The following is a 12,741-nucleotide window of genomic DNA, read 5'->3' as shown; positions in this document are numbered from 1 at the left end:
CGACGGCATTCCGTCGCGTGGGGGAAGCCGGCCGTGCCATGGCAATCGACCGTCTTTCGTTCAATTAATCGCGGCGCGTCCGCGTTGCCCAGTCGTCGCGTAACCGTCCGGGAATACTCAAGCCTGCTTCTTGCCCGCGGCAAACGCCAGCAAGCGCTGCGCGCGCAACAGGACCGGCCGGTCGACCATCTTTCCGTCGACTGTGATCGCGCCGGCACGGGACTCCGTCATTGCATCGACAACGCGCCGCGCCCACGCGAGTTCCTGTTCACCGGGTCGATAACACGCGTGGACAGCCGCGATCTGCCCGGGATGAATGCAGAGCTTCGCCCCGAAGCCTTGCCTCTTGCCGTTCAACGCGTCGGCCGTCAATCGCTCGACATCGTTAATGTCGGGTGTGACGCCGTCGATCGGCTGATCGAGCCCAGCGGCACGCGAGATCAGCGCTAGTTGCGCGCGATACGGATTCAACGCTTCGCGGTCTTCCTGCATACCCATCTCGGCGATGAAATCCAGCGTGCCGAACATCAGTTGTTTCACGCACGGCGCTTTCGCAATCTCCATCGCCGACAGCATGCCAACGGCGGTCTCGATCAGCGGAAAGACTGGTACCTTTCGGCGTGCGCGCCACACGACGTTGATCACGTCCAACGCGCGCTCCGTTTTCGGCAGCACGATGCCCGCGATGCCGTCAAGCGCCGCCAGTTTCGCGTCCTCGTCGAACCAGCGCGTGCCATAGGCATTGATCCGGATCAGTACGGGGTGACTGCGCGACACCCATGCCGCGACGGCCGCGCGGGCCGATTCCTTGGCTGCGGGTTCGACCGCATCCTCAAGATCCACGATGACGGCGTCGGCGCCGCTCGACAGCGCGCTCTGGAAACGGTCGGGCCGGCTGCCGGGTACAAACAAATAGGATTGCGGCGAATGAGAGACGTTGGACGACATTTCGGATTCCTGCTGTATATCGGTGATTCGGTGGAAGGTGCAAGTGCATCAAAGCGTGTCGGCACGAGCGCCGCCTTACACGACGCCCAACTCGCGAAGCGCGCCAATCTCCGAATCGCTATACCCGACCTCGTGCAGGATCGCAACCGTGTGTTCGCCGACCGTCGGCGCGCGCGATTCGATCGCCGGCGGCGTGCGCGACAGCTTCGCAGGTGACGACACGATTGGCGCCGAGCGCGCCATGCCCGGGTAGTCGACCCAGTCGAATGCCTCCGATGCACGAATCACCGGGTCGTCGAGCGCTTCGCGGGGCGAGTAGACCGGGCCGGCCGGAATCTTGGCCTTCTCCAACGCGTCGAGCGCTTCCGCGCGAGTACGCGATGCACACCACTTCGACATCATCTCGCTCAGTATCTGGCCGTTCTCGCCGCGGCTCAGATCGTCTGCAAAGCGCGGGTCGTCGATGAGTTCGGGGGCGCCGATCAAGTGTACCCAGCGCTTGAACAACGGTTGCCCGATCACCTGCGCGATGATCCAGCCATCCGCGGTACGGAAGATATCCGATGGCCCATAGCTGGGGCTGCGATTCCCCGTGGCTTGCCTATCGAGGCCCAGCACCGACTCTTCGATCAGGATGCCGCTCGCGAAGGTCAACGCCGTCTGCAACAGCGAGCCTTCCACGATCTGCCCCTTCCCGCTCGTGCGACGCTCGTAAAGCGCCATGACCGTGCCGAGCGCACTTGACATCGCGGTCGCGAAGTCCACCACTGGCACCATCGCCTTCGCCGGATTCTCGGGCATACCCGACAGATACACCGCGCCACTCATCGCCTGTCCGACGCCGTCGAAACCGACACGATGCGCCGCATCAGCGTGGTTGCCGAATGCGGACGACGCCGTCAGGATGATGTCCGGCTTGATCGCACACAAGGATTCGTAATCGAGCCCGAGGTTCGCCAGCGTCTTCGGCGGCATGTTCGCAACCACCACATCTGCGGTTCGGATCAGCCGCCGCGCGACCTCTCGCCCCTGCGGAGAGTCAAGATCGAGCGTCAGCGAGCGCTTGTTGCGATTCGACTGCAGAAATACCGCACCTTCCCCGCTCTCCGTCACCGGCATCACGAACCGGTCCTCGCTCCCGCCGACCCGGTCGATCCGGATCACGTCGGCGCCGAAATCCCCCAGCAGCGCCGCGCAAAACGGGCCGGCGATATAGCGTCCAAAGTCGAGAACACGAATACCTTCCAGAACCTTCGTCATCAGTCGTTATCCTTATTCACGCAGGCCGCGTCGGAGACACCGGCGTATCGACGGGGAATTCGGGCGCCCGCTTATCGCGGAACGACTTAACGCCTTCGCGCACCTCCGCGCCACCGAAGCCGAGCATTTCCAGCGCCAGCGACGCGTCGAAAATCGGGCCCGCCTGGCGCAGCCAGTTGTTGAGCGCGTACTTGGTCCAGCGCGTCGCCGACGGCGCGCCGTTCACGAGCCGCGTCGCGATCGATAGCGCCGTCTGCTGCACGTCCGCGTCGTCCACCGCGACCGACACGAGGCCGATCTGCTCCGCCTTTTCGCCGGTCACGGGTTCGCACAGCATCAGGTGATACTTGGCCTTCGCCATCCCGCACAGCAGCGGCCAGATGATCGCGGCATGATCGCCTGCCGCCACGCCCAGGCGCGTATGTCCATCCACCAGGCGCGCCGAGCGGCCCGCGACCGAGATGTCCGCGAGCAGCGCGGCAACCAGACCCGCACCAACCGCCGAGCCGTGAATCGCCGATACGATCGGCTTCGAGCAGTTGATGATGTTGTAGACGAGATCCTTGGATTCGCGCCACACGCGAACGCGTGCATCGAACGAATCAATCATTTCCTCCACCATGTCGAAGTCGCCGCCAGCGGAGAATGCCTTCCCCGCTCCGCACAGGATCACGGCGGCGACGCTCGAATCCTCGTCGACGTCGCGCCACACGCGGGCCAATTCGTCGTGGCCGCGCGCATCGAGCGCGTTGAGCCGTTCCGGGCGGTTGAGCGTGATACGCAGGACGCCCTTCGCGGGACGATCGAACGCGAGACTTGAATAGCCGGCGTAAGCCGACGTCTCCTTACTGTTTTGAGGCATGATTCCCCTTCCTCTTCCTTATGGTTGACTCACCGAGCGGCGCGACGTGATGCTCCAAGGTCGCTCCGATCTCCTCTCCCATCGCCGCGAGCCTGTCGGCTGAATACGCGACGAGCCGAAACTGGCCGCCCTCTCGCGCGAATGCTTTTGCGATGCCCGCGCCGCTACGCTGGTCACGAGGACAGATCGACCTTCGAGATCCAGTTCCATAGCATGCCTGTCTGAACGTCGAGGGCCGCTTATCGGGTTCGATCTCGATCGCGATGCCGGTCAATCGTGTCCGCTGCATCCGGTCTCGTCAATGCGATTACTCGTGTTGTTCCGTACGTCAAAATAACTGCGATGCGCCTTTTCGTACGGATACAGCCACGTGGCGCGCATAACCGGATCATCACTCACCGCCGCACTTCCAAAGTACGGAACCATTGATCAAACGGTATTGACGCCCCGACGGCTGAACCGACACTGTTGAACCCAACGGAGGTGCTGCGGCAAGTTCCAGGCGAGGCCCCGTCCTCGCTGGAACTTGATGCATCCGCGGCAGGGTCCGCGCTGTTTGAAGCGGAATGTTGGATCGAAAAGGAGAGACAGAGTGAAGGTATTGGTCCCGGTCAAGCGCGTCGTCGACGCGAATGTGAAGGTCGGCGTGAAATCGGACGGCACGGGCGTCGACATCGCGAACGTGAAGATGTCGATGAATCCGTTCGACGAAATCGCGGTTGAAGAAGCCGTTCGTCTGCGCGAAGCAGGCGTGGCGACAGAAGTGATCGCCGTGTCGGCCGGCGTGACGCAAGCGCAGGAAACGCTGCGTACAGCGCTCGCGATCGGTGCGGACCGTGCGATCCTGATCGAGTCGAACGAAGAACTGCAGCCGCTGGCCGTTGCCAAGCTGCTGAAGGCGCTGGTCGACAAGGAACAGCCTGGGCTGGTCATTCTGGGCAAGCAGGCCATCGACGACGATTCGAACCAGACCGGCCAGATGCTGGCTGCGCTGGCGAATCTGCCGCAAGCCACGTTCGCCTCGAAGGTGGTTGTGGCCGACGGTAAGGCTACGGTGTCGCGTGAAGTGGACGGTGGTGCCGAAACGCTGTCGCTGAGCTTGCCGGCTGTGATCACGACCGATCTGCGTCTGAACGAGCCGCGCTACGTGACGCTGCCGAACATCATGAAGGCGAAGAAGAAGCCGCTGGAAATCGTCAAGCCAGAAGACCTCGGTGTCGACGTGACGCCGCGTCTGAAGACGCTGAAGGTTGTCGAGCCGCCGAAGCGCTCTGCCGGTGTGAAGGTGCCAGATGTGAAGACGCTGGTCGAGAAGCTGAAGACCGAAGCCAAGGTGCTCTAAGGACAACGCAGGAGACGGACGAAATGACGAATCTGGTAATTGCAGAACACGATAACGCGTCGATCAAGGCCGCGACGCTGAACACGATCGCAGCCGCGCAGAAGATCGGTGGTGATATTCACGTGCTGGTGGCAGGGTACAACGCACAGGCTGCGGCCGATGCGGCGGCGAAGATCGCAGGTGTTTCGAAGGTGTTGCTGGCCGACGCGCCGCAACTCGAAGCAGGGCTGGCCGAAAACGTCGAAGCGACGGTGCTGAACATCGCGAAGGACTATTCGCACATCCTCACGCCGGCGACGGCTTACGGCAAGAACATCGCGCCGCGTATCGCCGCGAAGCTGGACGTCGCGCAGATCAGCGACATCACGGCTGTAGATAGCGCGGACACGTTCGAGCGTCCGATCTACGCAGGCAACGCGATTGCAACGGTTCAATCCCAGGATCCGATCAAGGTCATCACGGTTCGCACGACCGGTTTCGACCCGGTGGCGGCCGTTGGCGGCAGCGCAACGGTCGAGAAGATCGAAGCGGCAGCCGACAGCGGCCTGTTGCAGTTCGTCAGCCGTGAAGTGACGAAGCTGGACCGCCCGGAACTGACGTCGGCGAAGATCATCGTCTCGGGTGGCCGGGGTCTGGGCAACGGCGAGAACTACACGAAGGTTCTCGAGCCGCTGGCCGACAAGCTGAACGCAGCGCTGGGCGCATCGCGTGCAGCGGTCGATGCGGGCTTCGTGCCGAACGACTATCAGGTCGGTCAGACCGGCAAGATCGTCGCGCCGCAACTGTATGTGGCCGTCGGCATCTCGGGTGCGATCCAGCATCTGGCGGGCATGAAAGACTCGAAGGTGATCGTGGCGATCAACAAGGACCCGGAAGCGCCGATTTTCAGCGTCGCCGATTATGGTCTGGTGGGCGACCTGTTCACGCTCGTGCCGGAACTCGTTAGCGAACTGTAAGACCGTGCACGCATGTCGCTGCAAGGCGCCTCATCACTGGGCGCCGAGGCGTCAGGCCGCGCAGTCCACATCGGCCAGTATGAAGGCCAACGTGTCGGCCGCGACCTTCAATTCGGGAATCACGCGCCCGCGAATCGCCGCCATGTCCACTTCAAGTTCCACCGCGCCGCAGTTCAGCGCCATCAGCGTACGCGAGCGGCCGATCACGATTGGCAACGCGATGCCGTACGCATTGCGCTGATATTCGCCGACCGACATGCACACCCCCGACTGCTGCAGATCGGCGAACGCAACATCGAGATTCCTGCGGACCTTGTCAGCGTCGTCGCCCGCTGCTTCAAGCAACGCGGCGATCAAAGTTTCGCGCTCCTCCTTCGGCAGCGCATACAGATAGGCGCGCCCGACCGCGGTCGATTCCATCGGCAACAGCGACCCGACGCCGAGGCGCAGCGTCGCAATCCTGGCGCCTGCGCGCCACGCGACATACAGCATGTCGAGATGATGGGGCACCGCCAGCGCGACCGAGAGGTCCAGCTTGTCGGCCAGTTTCTGCATCACCGGATTGACGAGGCGCGTGACGTGATTCGCCTCCAGATATGCGTGTCCGATACTCAGCGCGCCGGCGCTGAGTTCGAATTGACGCCCGCCCCCTACCCTGCGCAGATATCCGATTGAGATCAGCGTCGTCGTCAGCCGGGATACCGTCGCCTTCGGAAGGCTCGTGCGCCTCACCAGTTCAGCGTTGGACAACGACGCACGCGCCGCCCGGAACGCCCGCAGCACCTCGAGTCCGCGTTCGACGGTCAGCGTCACACCTTTTTGCGTATCGGATCTGTTCATGTTCGTCTCAGTCAATAACGACCGCTTGCTCCTGCAGGTGTTGTGCCGCCGCGACCAGCCGCGGCCCGAGTTCCCGTTCGACACGCGCGCGTCCCAAGCGCGCGCTGCGGCCGACACAGGCGAGCACGAGTGGCGTGTGGTCCTGGATGACCAGCGGAACGGCGAGAATCGTCAGATCCGGCTCCCACTCGCCGAGCGACATGCAGTAACCGACGTTGTGTACTTGCGAGATGCCTTCGCTGATGCGTCGCCGCAGGTGAGGCCAATCTCGCCCTGTCTTGCGCTCGATGTTACCGAGCAGATAGAAGCGCTCTAGTTCCGGCAATGCCGCAAGGAGAGCCCAGCCCATCGGTGACGATGCGATGCGCAGGCGCGTACCCGCACCCAGCTTGAGATCGACCGAGGCGGGTTTGCTCGAACAGGTTTCGAGCACGATGACATCGAGACGATCGCGCGTGCCGAGCATCACATAGGTGTCGCTCGCGTTGGCGAACGCCTGCATTTCAAGCCGCGCGAGAAGCTGAACATCGGAATGGGCAATCGCCGCGTAGCCGAGCGACAACACAGGCGCTGCCAGCCGGTATTTGCGACGCTGGGGTGAATAATGGAGATAACCGAGCGCGACGAGCGAACGCACCATCCGCGAAATCGTCGGCGCAGGGATCCCCGTTTCGAGCACGAGTTCCTGATTGCCGAGCCACGGTTCGTGTGACGAAAATGCGGTCAGTATCGCCAGGCTCCGCGCCAGCGGAACGACCATCGCCCCGGCAGCTTGCCCACGTTCCGGATGCCCGCCGCCGTCCATCGATGCCGCATCCCAACCCGCGTCTTCCTGCCCCGCTAGGGACTGCATATCCTGGTTTTGTTGCGACGACATCGATCGCTCCGTTTGTCTCGATTTGGCTCTGGAAACGGCCATGAACTGCGCTTACGAATCAATCACGGCAGCACATTCCGCATCTGTGCGGAGCTCGCCGCGTGCACGCGTCCGATACCATGAATTAAAGGATCTAGCCGGGAACGCGTCAATGATAGCCGAGATATGTTCCGTACTTTGAAACAGATAGCGAGATACTCATCGTGCTTGCATGCCGAAAAACAGGACTTCCTGCGGCTTTTCCTAGATAACACGATCGGAATCTGAATTCATAGTACGGAACACAGAACCGGCTCTGGTCAACCGAATGCACACGGGATTTCTTGTCTCTCCGGATGCTTTGATCATGCGCGCATCGTGCGGTCGCACGTCAACGGTGGCCGCGGATATGTTCCGTACTTTGGGCGCGCAGTTCCGCGGCGTACACCCGCATGTATCGCGTGGTTCTCCGGCCATGTGCGCTGCCCGGCACTTTCGCTGTACGGAATGCCGGCGCGTCGCCCGTTGACAGATGTCAGCGGCAACCATCATTGTGGGTATTCTTCGATCGCGGTTCGCATCTTCAGCAGTCGACACAGACACTGAACAGCGATACCCCGAGCAGTTGCTCGCGTGATGGGATGCACAGGCATGCGAGCTGGAAGGTGGTATGTCCGATGCCGATCGAAGCGACGCGGGCGTGAATCGATCGGCACGTAACGAACGAGCAGCGTGCCTTGCGTGAACGGCGTCGCACGCTACTCGACTACACCTATTGGCTGGCGCCGGCCGGAACTGCGTCCTTCGTCGCTGCCTTCTTTTCCGCGTTCTGCAGATTCTGCGGATAGTTCGGATCGGGAACGCCGGGCTTGTATCCGGCGTCCTCCAGTCGCTTGAGGTCCGCGGAATTCTTCGCCCGCGCTTCCTTGCGTTCCGCCTTGCGTTTGGCGCGCGCCTCCTTGCGCGCCTGCGCCTTGCTTTCCTTCGCGGTAGGCGTGGCTGTCTGTGTGGTGGATTCGCCAGCGGACGCTTGCGCGAACGCCGGTGCGGCGCCGGTAATCAGGAATGCGGCCGTGGCAGTGGCGAGCATCAATTTGCCGATTTCATGTCTCATCGTTGCACTCTCTCTTCTGATTGGTCTGAAATGAATCACTCGGAGTATCTCTCCCAGTTCGCCACCCGACGGTTTTTGCGTTAGGAAGCGTGGAAATCATAACTGCATAACGACGACAAAAACACCGGCAAGTCACGCTCGACAATAATGTTCCGGAAAACGAAATAACCCATTCGGATGACAGATCACACAATCGTCATCCAGGTTCTCCACAGACTCCCGCGCCGAATCCCGCCTTAATGGATAACACCCATTGCAGGTGATTTTCTCGTCCGCGAAACTACCTAACATCCGTTTGGTTGCACAAATTAATTTGTGCCGTAACGCAAGACCTTGCACGTCACCGTAATGCGTTGTGCCTATTCGACGCACCAAGTTTCGCAGCAATTTAACTATCGAATCGGAGACGATATGAAGAACGTTGTAGAGGCTGTACCACCAGGCGGCAGCGCCAAAGAAGCGCTATCCCGGCAATCACGGGCGCGAATCGTGCACGACAGTCCGCGCTCCTGGTACATTCTGGGCATCCTGACGCTGGCGTATTCGCTCGCTTATATCGATCGTCAGCTTCTCAACTTGCTCGTCGATCCGATCAAGCATTCGCTTGTCATCTCCGACACGCAACTGAGCCTGGTTCAGGGCATTGCATTCATTTCCGCCTACCTGATCGCGTCCCCGCTATTCGGCCGGCTCGTCGACGTAACCAACCGGCGCAACATCTTGCTGATCGGCATCTGTCTGTGGTGCACTTTTACTGCACTATGCGGCAACGCCAACACGTTCGAAGGACTCTTCCTCGCGCGCTTCGGCGTCGGTGCCAGTGAAGCGTGCGTATTCCCGATCGCGCTTTCGATGCTTGCCGATTGCTTTTCGGCGAAGCGCATGGCACGCGCGATGAGCATCTTCATTCTCGGACCCATGCTCGGTGGCGGACTTTCGCTTGTTGCAAGCGGCCTCGTGATCGAGTCCGCGCGCGGCGTGCACCTGCAGTTCCCGATCCTCGCGCAGTTCCAGACCTGGCAACTCGCCTTCGTCATCATCGGACTGCCTGGAATACTGTTCGCGCTGCTGGTGCTGCTGACTGTGCGCGAACCGGTGCGCAGCAGGATCCTTGGCGGTGGCGAGGACGATCGTCAATTTACCACCGGCGACGCGGCGGCGTTTCTCTGGAAACGGCGCGCCTTCTATACGCGCATCCTGCTCGGTGTCGGTACTCTCGCGATTGTCGTGCTCGGCATGCCGGCATGGCTTCCGACGTATCTGATTCGTGCCCATGGAATGCCCGCCGCGTCGGTCGGGTTCCGTTTCGGCATACTGGTTGTCAGCTTCGGCATAGCCGGCGCGCTGGTCGGACCGTGGATCGCCCAGCAACTCGAACGGCGCGGCTATGAGGATGCCCCTTTGCGTACCGCCGCGCTCTCGATGTTTCCGATGCTGCTCTGCTGTGCATGCATTCCGTTCGCGACCGGTTCCGCAGGCGCGCTGGCCGCGGCAGCCGGCACGGTCTTTTTCTTCAGCCTGCCGACCGGCTGCATGGCGGCCGCACTCCAGCTCGTCGCACCCAGCCGCATGCGCGGCGCCATTGGCGCACTCTATTCGTTCGTCGCGCAGCTGATCGGCTTCGGCGCAGGTCCGACACTGATCGCTCTGCTCACGGATCACGTATTCCACAATCCGAAGATGGTCGGCTATTCGATCGCCATCGTGTGCACAATCGCGTCCGCTCTTGCCGCGTGGCTGCTTTTCACCGCGCTGCCCCATTACCGGCGCCTGCTCACGGAGGAACGCGCAGCGCAAGTCGGCTGACATCCGGTATCGCCGATTTCGGAAGTGTCCCGCTGAAGCCGGGACGAATTGTGAGTCGGGAGGGTTCGACGCTAGCGGCCCCCGTACGATCTAAAAAGAATCAACCTCACCAGCATTGCCGGCCTGGTGTCGTTCCCCATCTGCGGCCTCTATAGCGCGTCAAAGTTTGCGCTGGAAGGCTTGAGCGAAGCATTGCATCACGAAGTCAAGCCGTTTGGCATTCGTGTCACTCTGGTCGAGCCGGGCGCCTTCCGCACAGAGTTCGCCGGCGACGTGAACATGCAGCCGGAACGAAGCCTCGACATCTACGAACCTATGACGGAGCCGATGCAGCAGTACTTCGCCAGCCAGGCAGGCACTCAGGCAGGCGATCCGGTCAAGGCAGCCCATCTGATGATCGACGTGGTCGAAAGCGAAACGCCACCGCTGCGCCTGATGCTCGGTTCAGATGCGTATGGTTTGTGGGAAGCGACGATAGCGTCGCGCAACAAGGATCTCGGTCCGTGGCGCGCTCAATCCGAAGACACGGCGTTTCCTGGTGCTCAGAAGAATCCCATTAGCGTGACCTGACAAGGATGGCTTTCGTCGGGCGTGTTGCACGGCGAATACGCGCGCGTCGCCCCGTACGATCGAGCAAGAAAAACGGACGCTCCGGCAAGGTCAGTCCGGCACAAAATACATAGCATGCGCGAAGTGACCGAAACTACAAGGAGACACCATGCAGATTACGTTGGACAACAAGGTCGCTGTCGTGACCGGCGCCGCACAGGGCATCGGCTGGGCCATAGCGAAGCGGCTGGCGGAGGCCGGCGCCGAGGTCGTGGTGAACGACCTCAGCGAATCGCGGGTTGCGACGGCTGTAGCCGCGCTCAAAGCCGCGCTCCCCGGCGCGAAGGTACGCGGCGCGGCGGCCGATCTATCGTCCGCCGCAGGCTGCCGCAAGCTTGTGGAGCAAGTCCCCGCCTGCGACATTCTGGTGAACAACGCGGCCATCTATGAGACGGCCGACTTCTTCGAGATCTCCGACGAAACCTGGCAAAAGTATTTCGACCTCAACATCATGGCCGGGGTTCGGCTGTCTCGCGCATACCTACCGGCAATGGGCGCGCGCGACTGGGGACGAGTGGTGTTCATCAGCTCCGAATGCGGCATCAGCACACCACCGGACATGCTCCACTACGCGATGACCAAGACGGCGCTCCTTGGCATCTCGCGCGGCCTCGCCAAGCGTATGGCCGGCACCGGCGTCACGGTGAACGCGGTGCTGCCGGGGCCGACGCTGAGCGAAGGTGTCGTGACATTCCTGGAGGCCGAGATCAACCGCACCGGCAAAACCATCGAGGAACAGGGCGCTGAACTGGTCAAGGCGCTGCGCCCCTCATCCATCACCCGACGCTTCCAGTCGGTCGAGGAAGTGGCCAATCTGGTGCTCTACACCTGCTCGACGCTCGCTTCCGCCACGACGGGCGCTGCGCTGCGGGCCGACGGTGGCGTGGCCGACACGCCCATTTGACCAGGCGGCACGCCGCCGCTTGCCGAAGCGACTTGCCGAAGCGCTCGACGTCTTCGGCATTCGTTTCCGGCACGTCCACCGTCCGCGTGTAAGCTCGCGGTACGACCCGAATGCAGATCGCTGCGCGTCGCAGCACGCGGGCCTCTCACAGATCGCACGAATCATCCCATGGACCCGCTTTCAGACGTTCTTTCGCTATTGAAGCCGCGCAGTCAACTCTGCGCCGGGTTCGACACGGCGGGGGCCTGGTCTTTCGTCTTCCCTGCTCACGAAGGCATCAAGTTCACAGCCGTCCTGCGGGGGACGTGCTGGGGGATAGCCGAAGGTCTCGACCAGCCGATCCGCTTCGACGAAGGCGACTGCTTTCTGTTGAACAGCGGGCGTCGCTTCGTGCTGGCCTCCGATCCGGCACTGCCGCCAGACGACTCCGAGGCGATGATGGGGGCCGCGGCCCGCGACGGCATCGCGATCCACAACGGCGGTGGCGAGGTTCTCCTGATCAGCGGGCGCTTCGCCTTTTCCAGCCATCACGCGCCTGTGCTGTTCGAAGCGTTGCCGCCGGTCATTCATGTGCCGCGGGCCTCAGTCCAGGCGGAAGTCCTACGCTGGTCGCTCGATCAGTTGGTATCCGAAATGCGGCGCCCGCAACCGGGCGGCACTCTGGTTTCCGTGTATCTCGTGCACCTGATGCTTGTGCAAGTGTTGCGGCTCTATCTGGATAGCGGCTCCGCCGATTTGCCGACGGGATGGTTCCGGGCGCTGTCCGACCAGCGGATCAGCTCGGCGGTGGGCGCCATTCACGCCGAGCCTGCCCGCAACTGGACGCTCGAGGACTTGGCCCGAATCGCGGGCGTGTCGCGGACGATCTTCGCGCAACGGTTCAAGCGTCTGGTGGGAACGACGGCGATGAGTTACCTCACGCGCTGGCGCATGCTGATCGCGGCGGATCGTCTGCGTGGCAGCGACGAGGGCATCGCTTCGATCGCATTCTCGCTGGGCTACGAATCCGAAAGCGCATTCAGCACTGCGTTTAAAAGAACCATGCTCTCGTCGCCGACACAGTACCGACGCCAGCCACTGGTTCTGATGACAAGCGAGTAAGCGCGGCAACGCATATTTCAAGGTACGGAACGAAAGGCCTCCCATTCCACGAACCGAAACGGGACGGCCGTATCATGCCCCTTGGCGACTCCCGTTCTCTTTAGCCGCGAAGCCCTCTAACAACGACCGCAATTCCGTCGTAA

Annotated in this window: 12 protein-coding genes; 6 read left to right on the top strand and 6 right to left on the bottom strand. The window is 62.0% G+C overall.

Going from position 1 to position 12,741, the window contains the following annotated elements; translation table 11 throughout:
* Window positions 1-117: 117 nt before the first annotated feature.
* The 3 genes from ACUN0E_RS28975 to ACUN0E_RS28965 form a co-directional block, all read right to left on the bottom strand.
* On the bottom strand, window positions 118-948 hold the full coding sequence (locus ACUN0E_RS28975; RefSeq protein WP_445568771.1) for an HpcH/HpaI aldolase/citrate lyase family protein: 831 nt from the start codon (window positions 946-948) through the stop codon (window positions 118-120).
* A gap of 75 nt (window positions 949-1,023) precedes the next feature.
* Entirely contained in the window at window positions 1,024-2,208 is a 1,185-nt protein-coding gene (locus ACUN0E_RS28970; RefSeq protein ID WP_445568770.1) for a CaiB/BaiF CoA transferase family protein, read from the bottom strand.
* Between the two features lie 16 nt (window positions 2,209-2,224).
* Entirely contained in the window at window positions 2,225-3,070 is an 846-nt protein-coding gene (locus ACUN0E_RS28965) for an enoyl-CoA hydratase/isomerase family protein (RefSeq protein WP_445568769.1), read from the bottom strand.
* A 592-nt stretch (window positions 3,071-3,662) separates the two neighbouring features.
* Between ACUN0E_RS28965 and ACUN0E_RS28960 the strand changes: the two genes are divergently transcribed.
* Together ACUN0E_RS28960 and ACUN0E_RS28955 are read left to right on the top strand one after the other, a co-directional pair.
* Window positions 3,663-4,412, top strand: a complete 750-nt coding sequence (locus ACUN0E_RS28960) for an electron transfer flavoprotein subunit beta/FixA family protein (protein WP_445568716.1) — start codon at window positions 3,663-3,665, stop codon at window positions 4,410-4,412.
* 23 nt (window positions 4,413-4,435) lie between these two features.
* Window positions 4,436-5,368 carry an electron transfer flavoprotein subunit alpha/FixB family protein gene (locus ACUN0E_RS28955; RefSeq protein WP_445568768.1) on the top strand — a complete coding sequence of 311 codons (933 nt, stop codon included), beginning with the start codon at window positions 4,436-4,438 and terminating at the stop codon, window positions 5,366-5,368.
* A gap of 51 nt (window positions 5,369-5,419) precedes the next feature.
* On the opposite strand, the gene ACUN0E_RS28950 is transcribed toward ACUN0E_RS28955, so the two are convergent.
* The 3 genes from ACUN0E_RS28950 to ACUN0E_RS28940 all read right to left on the bottom strand — a co-directional run bounded on the left by ACUN0E_RS28950 (window position 5,420) and on the right by ACUN0E_RS28940 (window position 8,178).
* Window positions 5,420-6,208 carry an IclR family transcriptional regulator gene (locus ACUN0E_RS28950; RefSeq protein ID WP_445568767.1) on the bottom strand — a complete coding sequence of 263 codons (789 nt, stop codon included), beginning with the start codon at window positions 6,206-6,208 and terminating at the stop codon, window positions 5,420-5,422.
* A gap of 7 nt (window positions 6,209-6,215) precedes the next feature.
* Window positions 6,216-7,085, bottom strand: coding sequence for an IclR family transcriptional regulator (locus ACUN0E_RS28945; RefSeq protein ID WP_445568766.1), 870 nt, complete (start codon window positions 7,083-7,085; stop codon window positions 6,216-6,218).
* Between the two features lie 751 nt (window positions 7,086-7,836).
* The gene (locus tag ACUN0E_RS28940) at window positions 7,837-8,178 is read right to left on the bottom strand and encodes a DUF4148 domain-containing protein (protein ID WP_445568765.1); all 342 of its coding nucleotides are present in this window, start codon (window positions 8,176-8,178) and stop codon (window positions 7,837-7,839) included.
* 411 nt (window positions 8,179-8,589) lie between these two features.
* Here ACUN0E_RS28940 and ACUN0E_RS28935 point away from each other — a divergent pair, with 411 nt between their 5' ends.
* The 4 genes from ACUN0E_RS28935 (at window position 8,590) to ACUN0E_RS28920 (ending at window position 12,598) form a co-directional block, all read left to right on the top strand.
* The gene (locus ACUN0E_RS28935) at window positions 8,590-9,984 is read left to right on the top strand and encodes a spinster family MFS transporter (protein WP_445568764.1); all 1,395 of its coding nucleotides are present in this window, start codon (window positions 8,590-8,592) and stop codon (window positions 9,982-9,984) included.
* Between the two features lie 99 nt (window positions 9,985-10,083).
* Window positions 10,084-10,554, top strand: coding sequence for an SDR family NAD(P)-dependent oxidoreductase (locus tag ACUN0E_RS28930; protein WP_445570536.1), 471 nt, complete (start codon window positions 10,084-10,086; stop codon window positions 10,552-10,554).
* Between the two features lie 148 nt (window positions 10,555-10,702).
* On the top strand, window positions 10,703-11,497 hold the full coding sequence (locus ACUN0E_RS28925; protein ID WP_445568763.1) for an SDR family NAD(P)-dependent oxidoreductase: 795 nt from the start codon (window positions 10,703-10,705) through the stop codon (window positions 11,495-11,497).
* Between the two features lie 168 nt (window positions 11,498-11,665).
* A complete protein-coding gene (locus tag ACUN0E_RS28920; protein ID WP_445568762.1) occupies window positions 11,666-12,598 on the top strand; it encodes an AraC family transcriptional regulator in 933 nt (310 codons plus the stop codon).
* Window positions 12,599-12,741 lie beyond the last annotated feature (143 nt).

The organism is Paraburkholderia sp. D1E, assembly GCF_052682275.1.
The sequence above is the reverse complement of the archived record's forward strand: the minus strand, read 5'-3'. Positions and strand labels throughout refer to the sequence as shown.

What these genes read in the sequence shown, in the direction of transcription:
- ACUN0E_RS28925 (WP_445568763.1), top strand. Translation starts at nt 10,703, where the DNA reads ATGCAGATTACGTTGGACAACAAGGTCGCTGTCGTGACCGGCGCCGCA.
- ACUN0E_RS28920 (WP_445568762.1), top strand. Translation starts at nt 11,666, where the DNA reads ATGGACCCGCTTTCAGACGTTCTTTCGCTATTGAAGCCGCGCAGTCAA.
- ACUN0E_RS28965 (WP_445568769.1), bottom strand. Translation starts at nt 3,070, where the DNA reads ATGCCTCAAAACAGTAAGGAGACGTCGGCTTACGCCGGCTATTCAAGT.
- ACUN0E_RS28955 (WP_445568768.1), top strand. Translation starts at nt 4,436, where the DNA reads ATGACGAATCTGGTAATTGCAGAACACGATAACGCGTCGATCAAGGCC.
- ACUN0E_RS28970 (WP_445568770.1), bottom strand. Translation starts at nt 2,208, where the DNA reads ATGACGAAGGTTCTGGAAGGTATTCGTGTTCTCGACTTTGGACGCTAT.
- ACUN0E_RS28940 (WP_445568765.1), bottom strand. Translation starts at nt 8,178, where the DNA reads ATGAGACATGAAATCGGCAAATTGATGCTCGCCACTGCCACGGCCGCA.
- ACUN0E_RS28945 (WP_445568766.1), bottom strand. Translation starts at nt 7,085, where the DNA reads ATGTCGTCGCAACAAAACCAGGATATGCAGTCCCTAGCGGGGCAGGAA.
- ACUN0E_RS28950 (WP_445568767.1), bottom strand. Translation starts at nt 6,208, where the DNA reads ATGAACAGATCCGATACGCAAAAAGGTGTGACGCTGACCGTCGAACGC.
- ACUN0E_RS28935 (WP_445568764.1), top strand. Translation starts at nt 8,590, where the DNA reads ATGAAGAACGTTGTAGAGGCTGTACCACCAGGCGGCAGCGCCAAAGAA.
- ACUN0E_RS28975 (WP_445568771.1), bottom strand. Translation starts at nt 948, where the DNA reads ATGTCGTCCAACGTCTCTCATTCGCCGCAATCCTATTTGTTTGTACCC.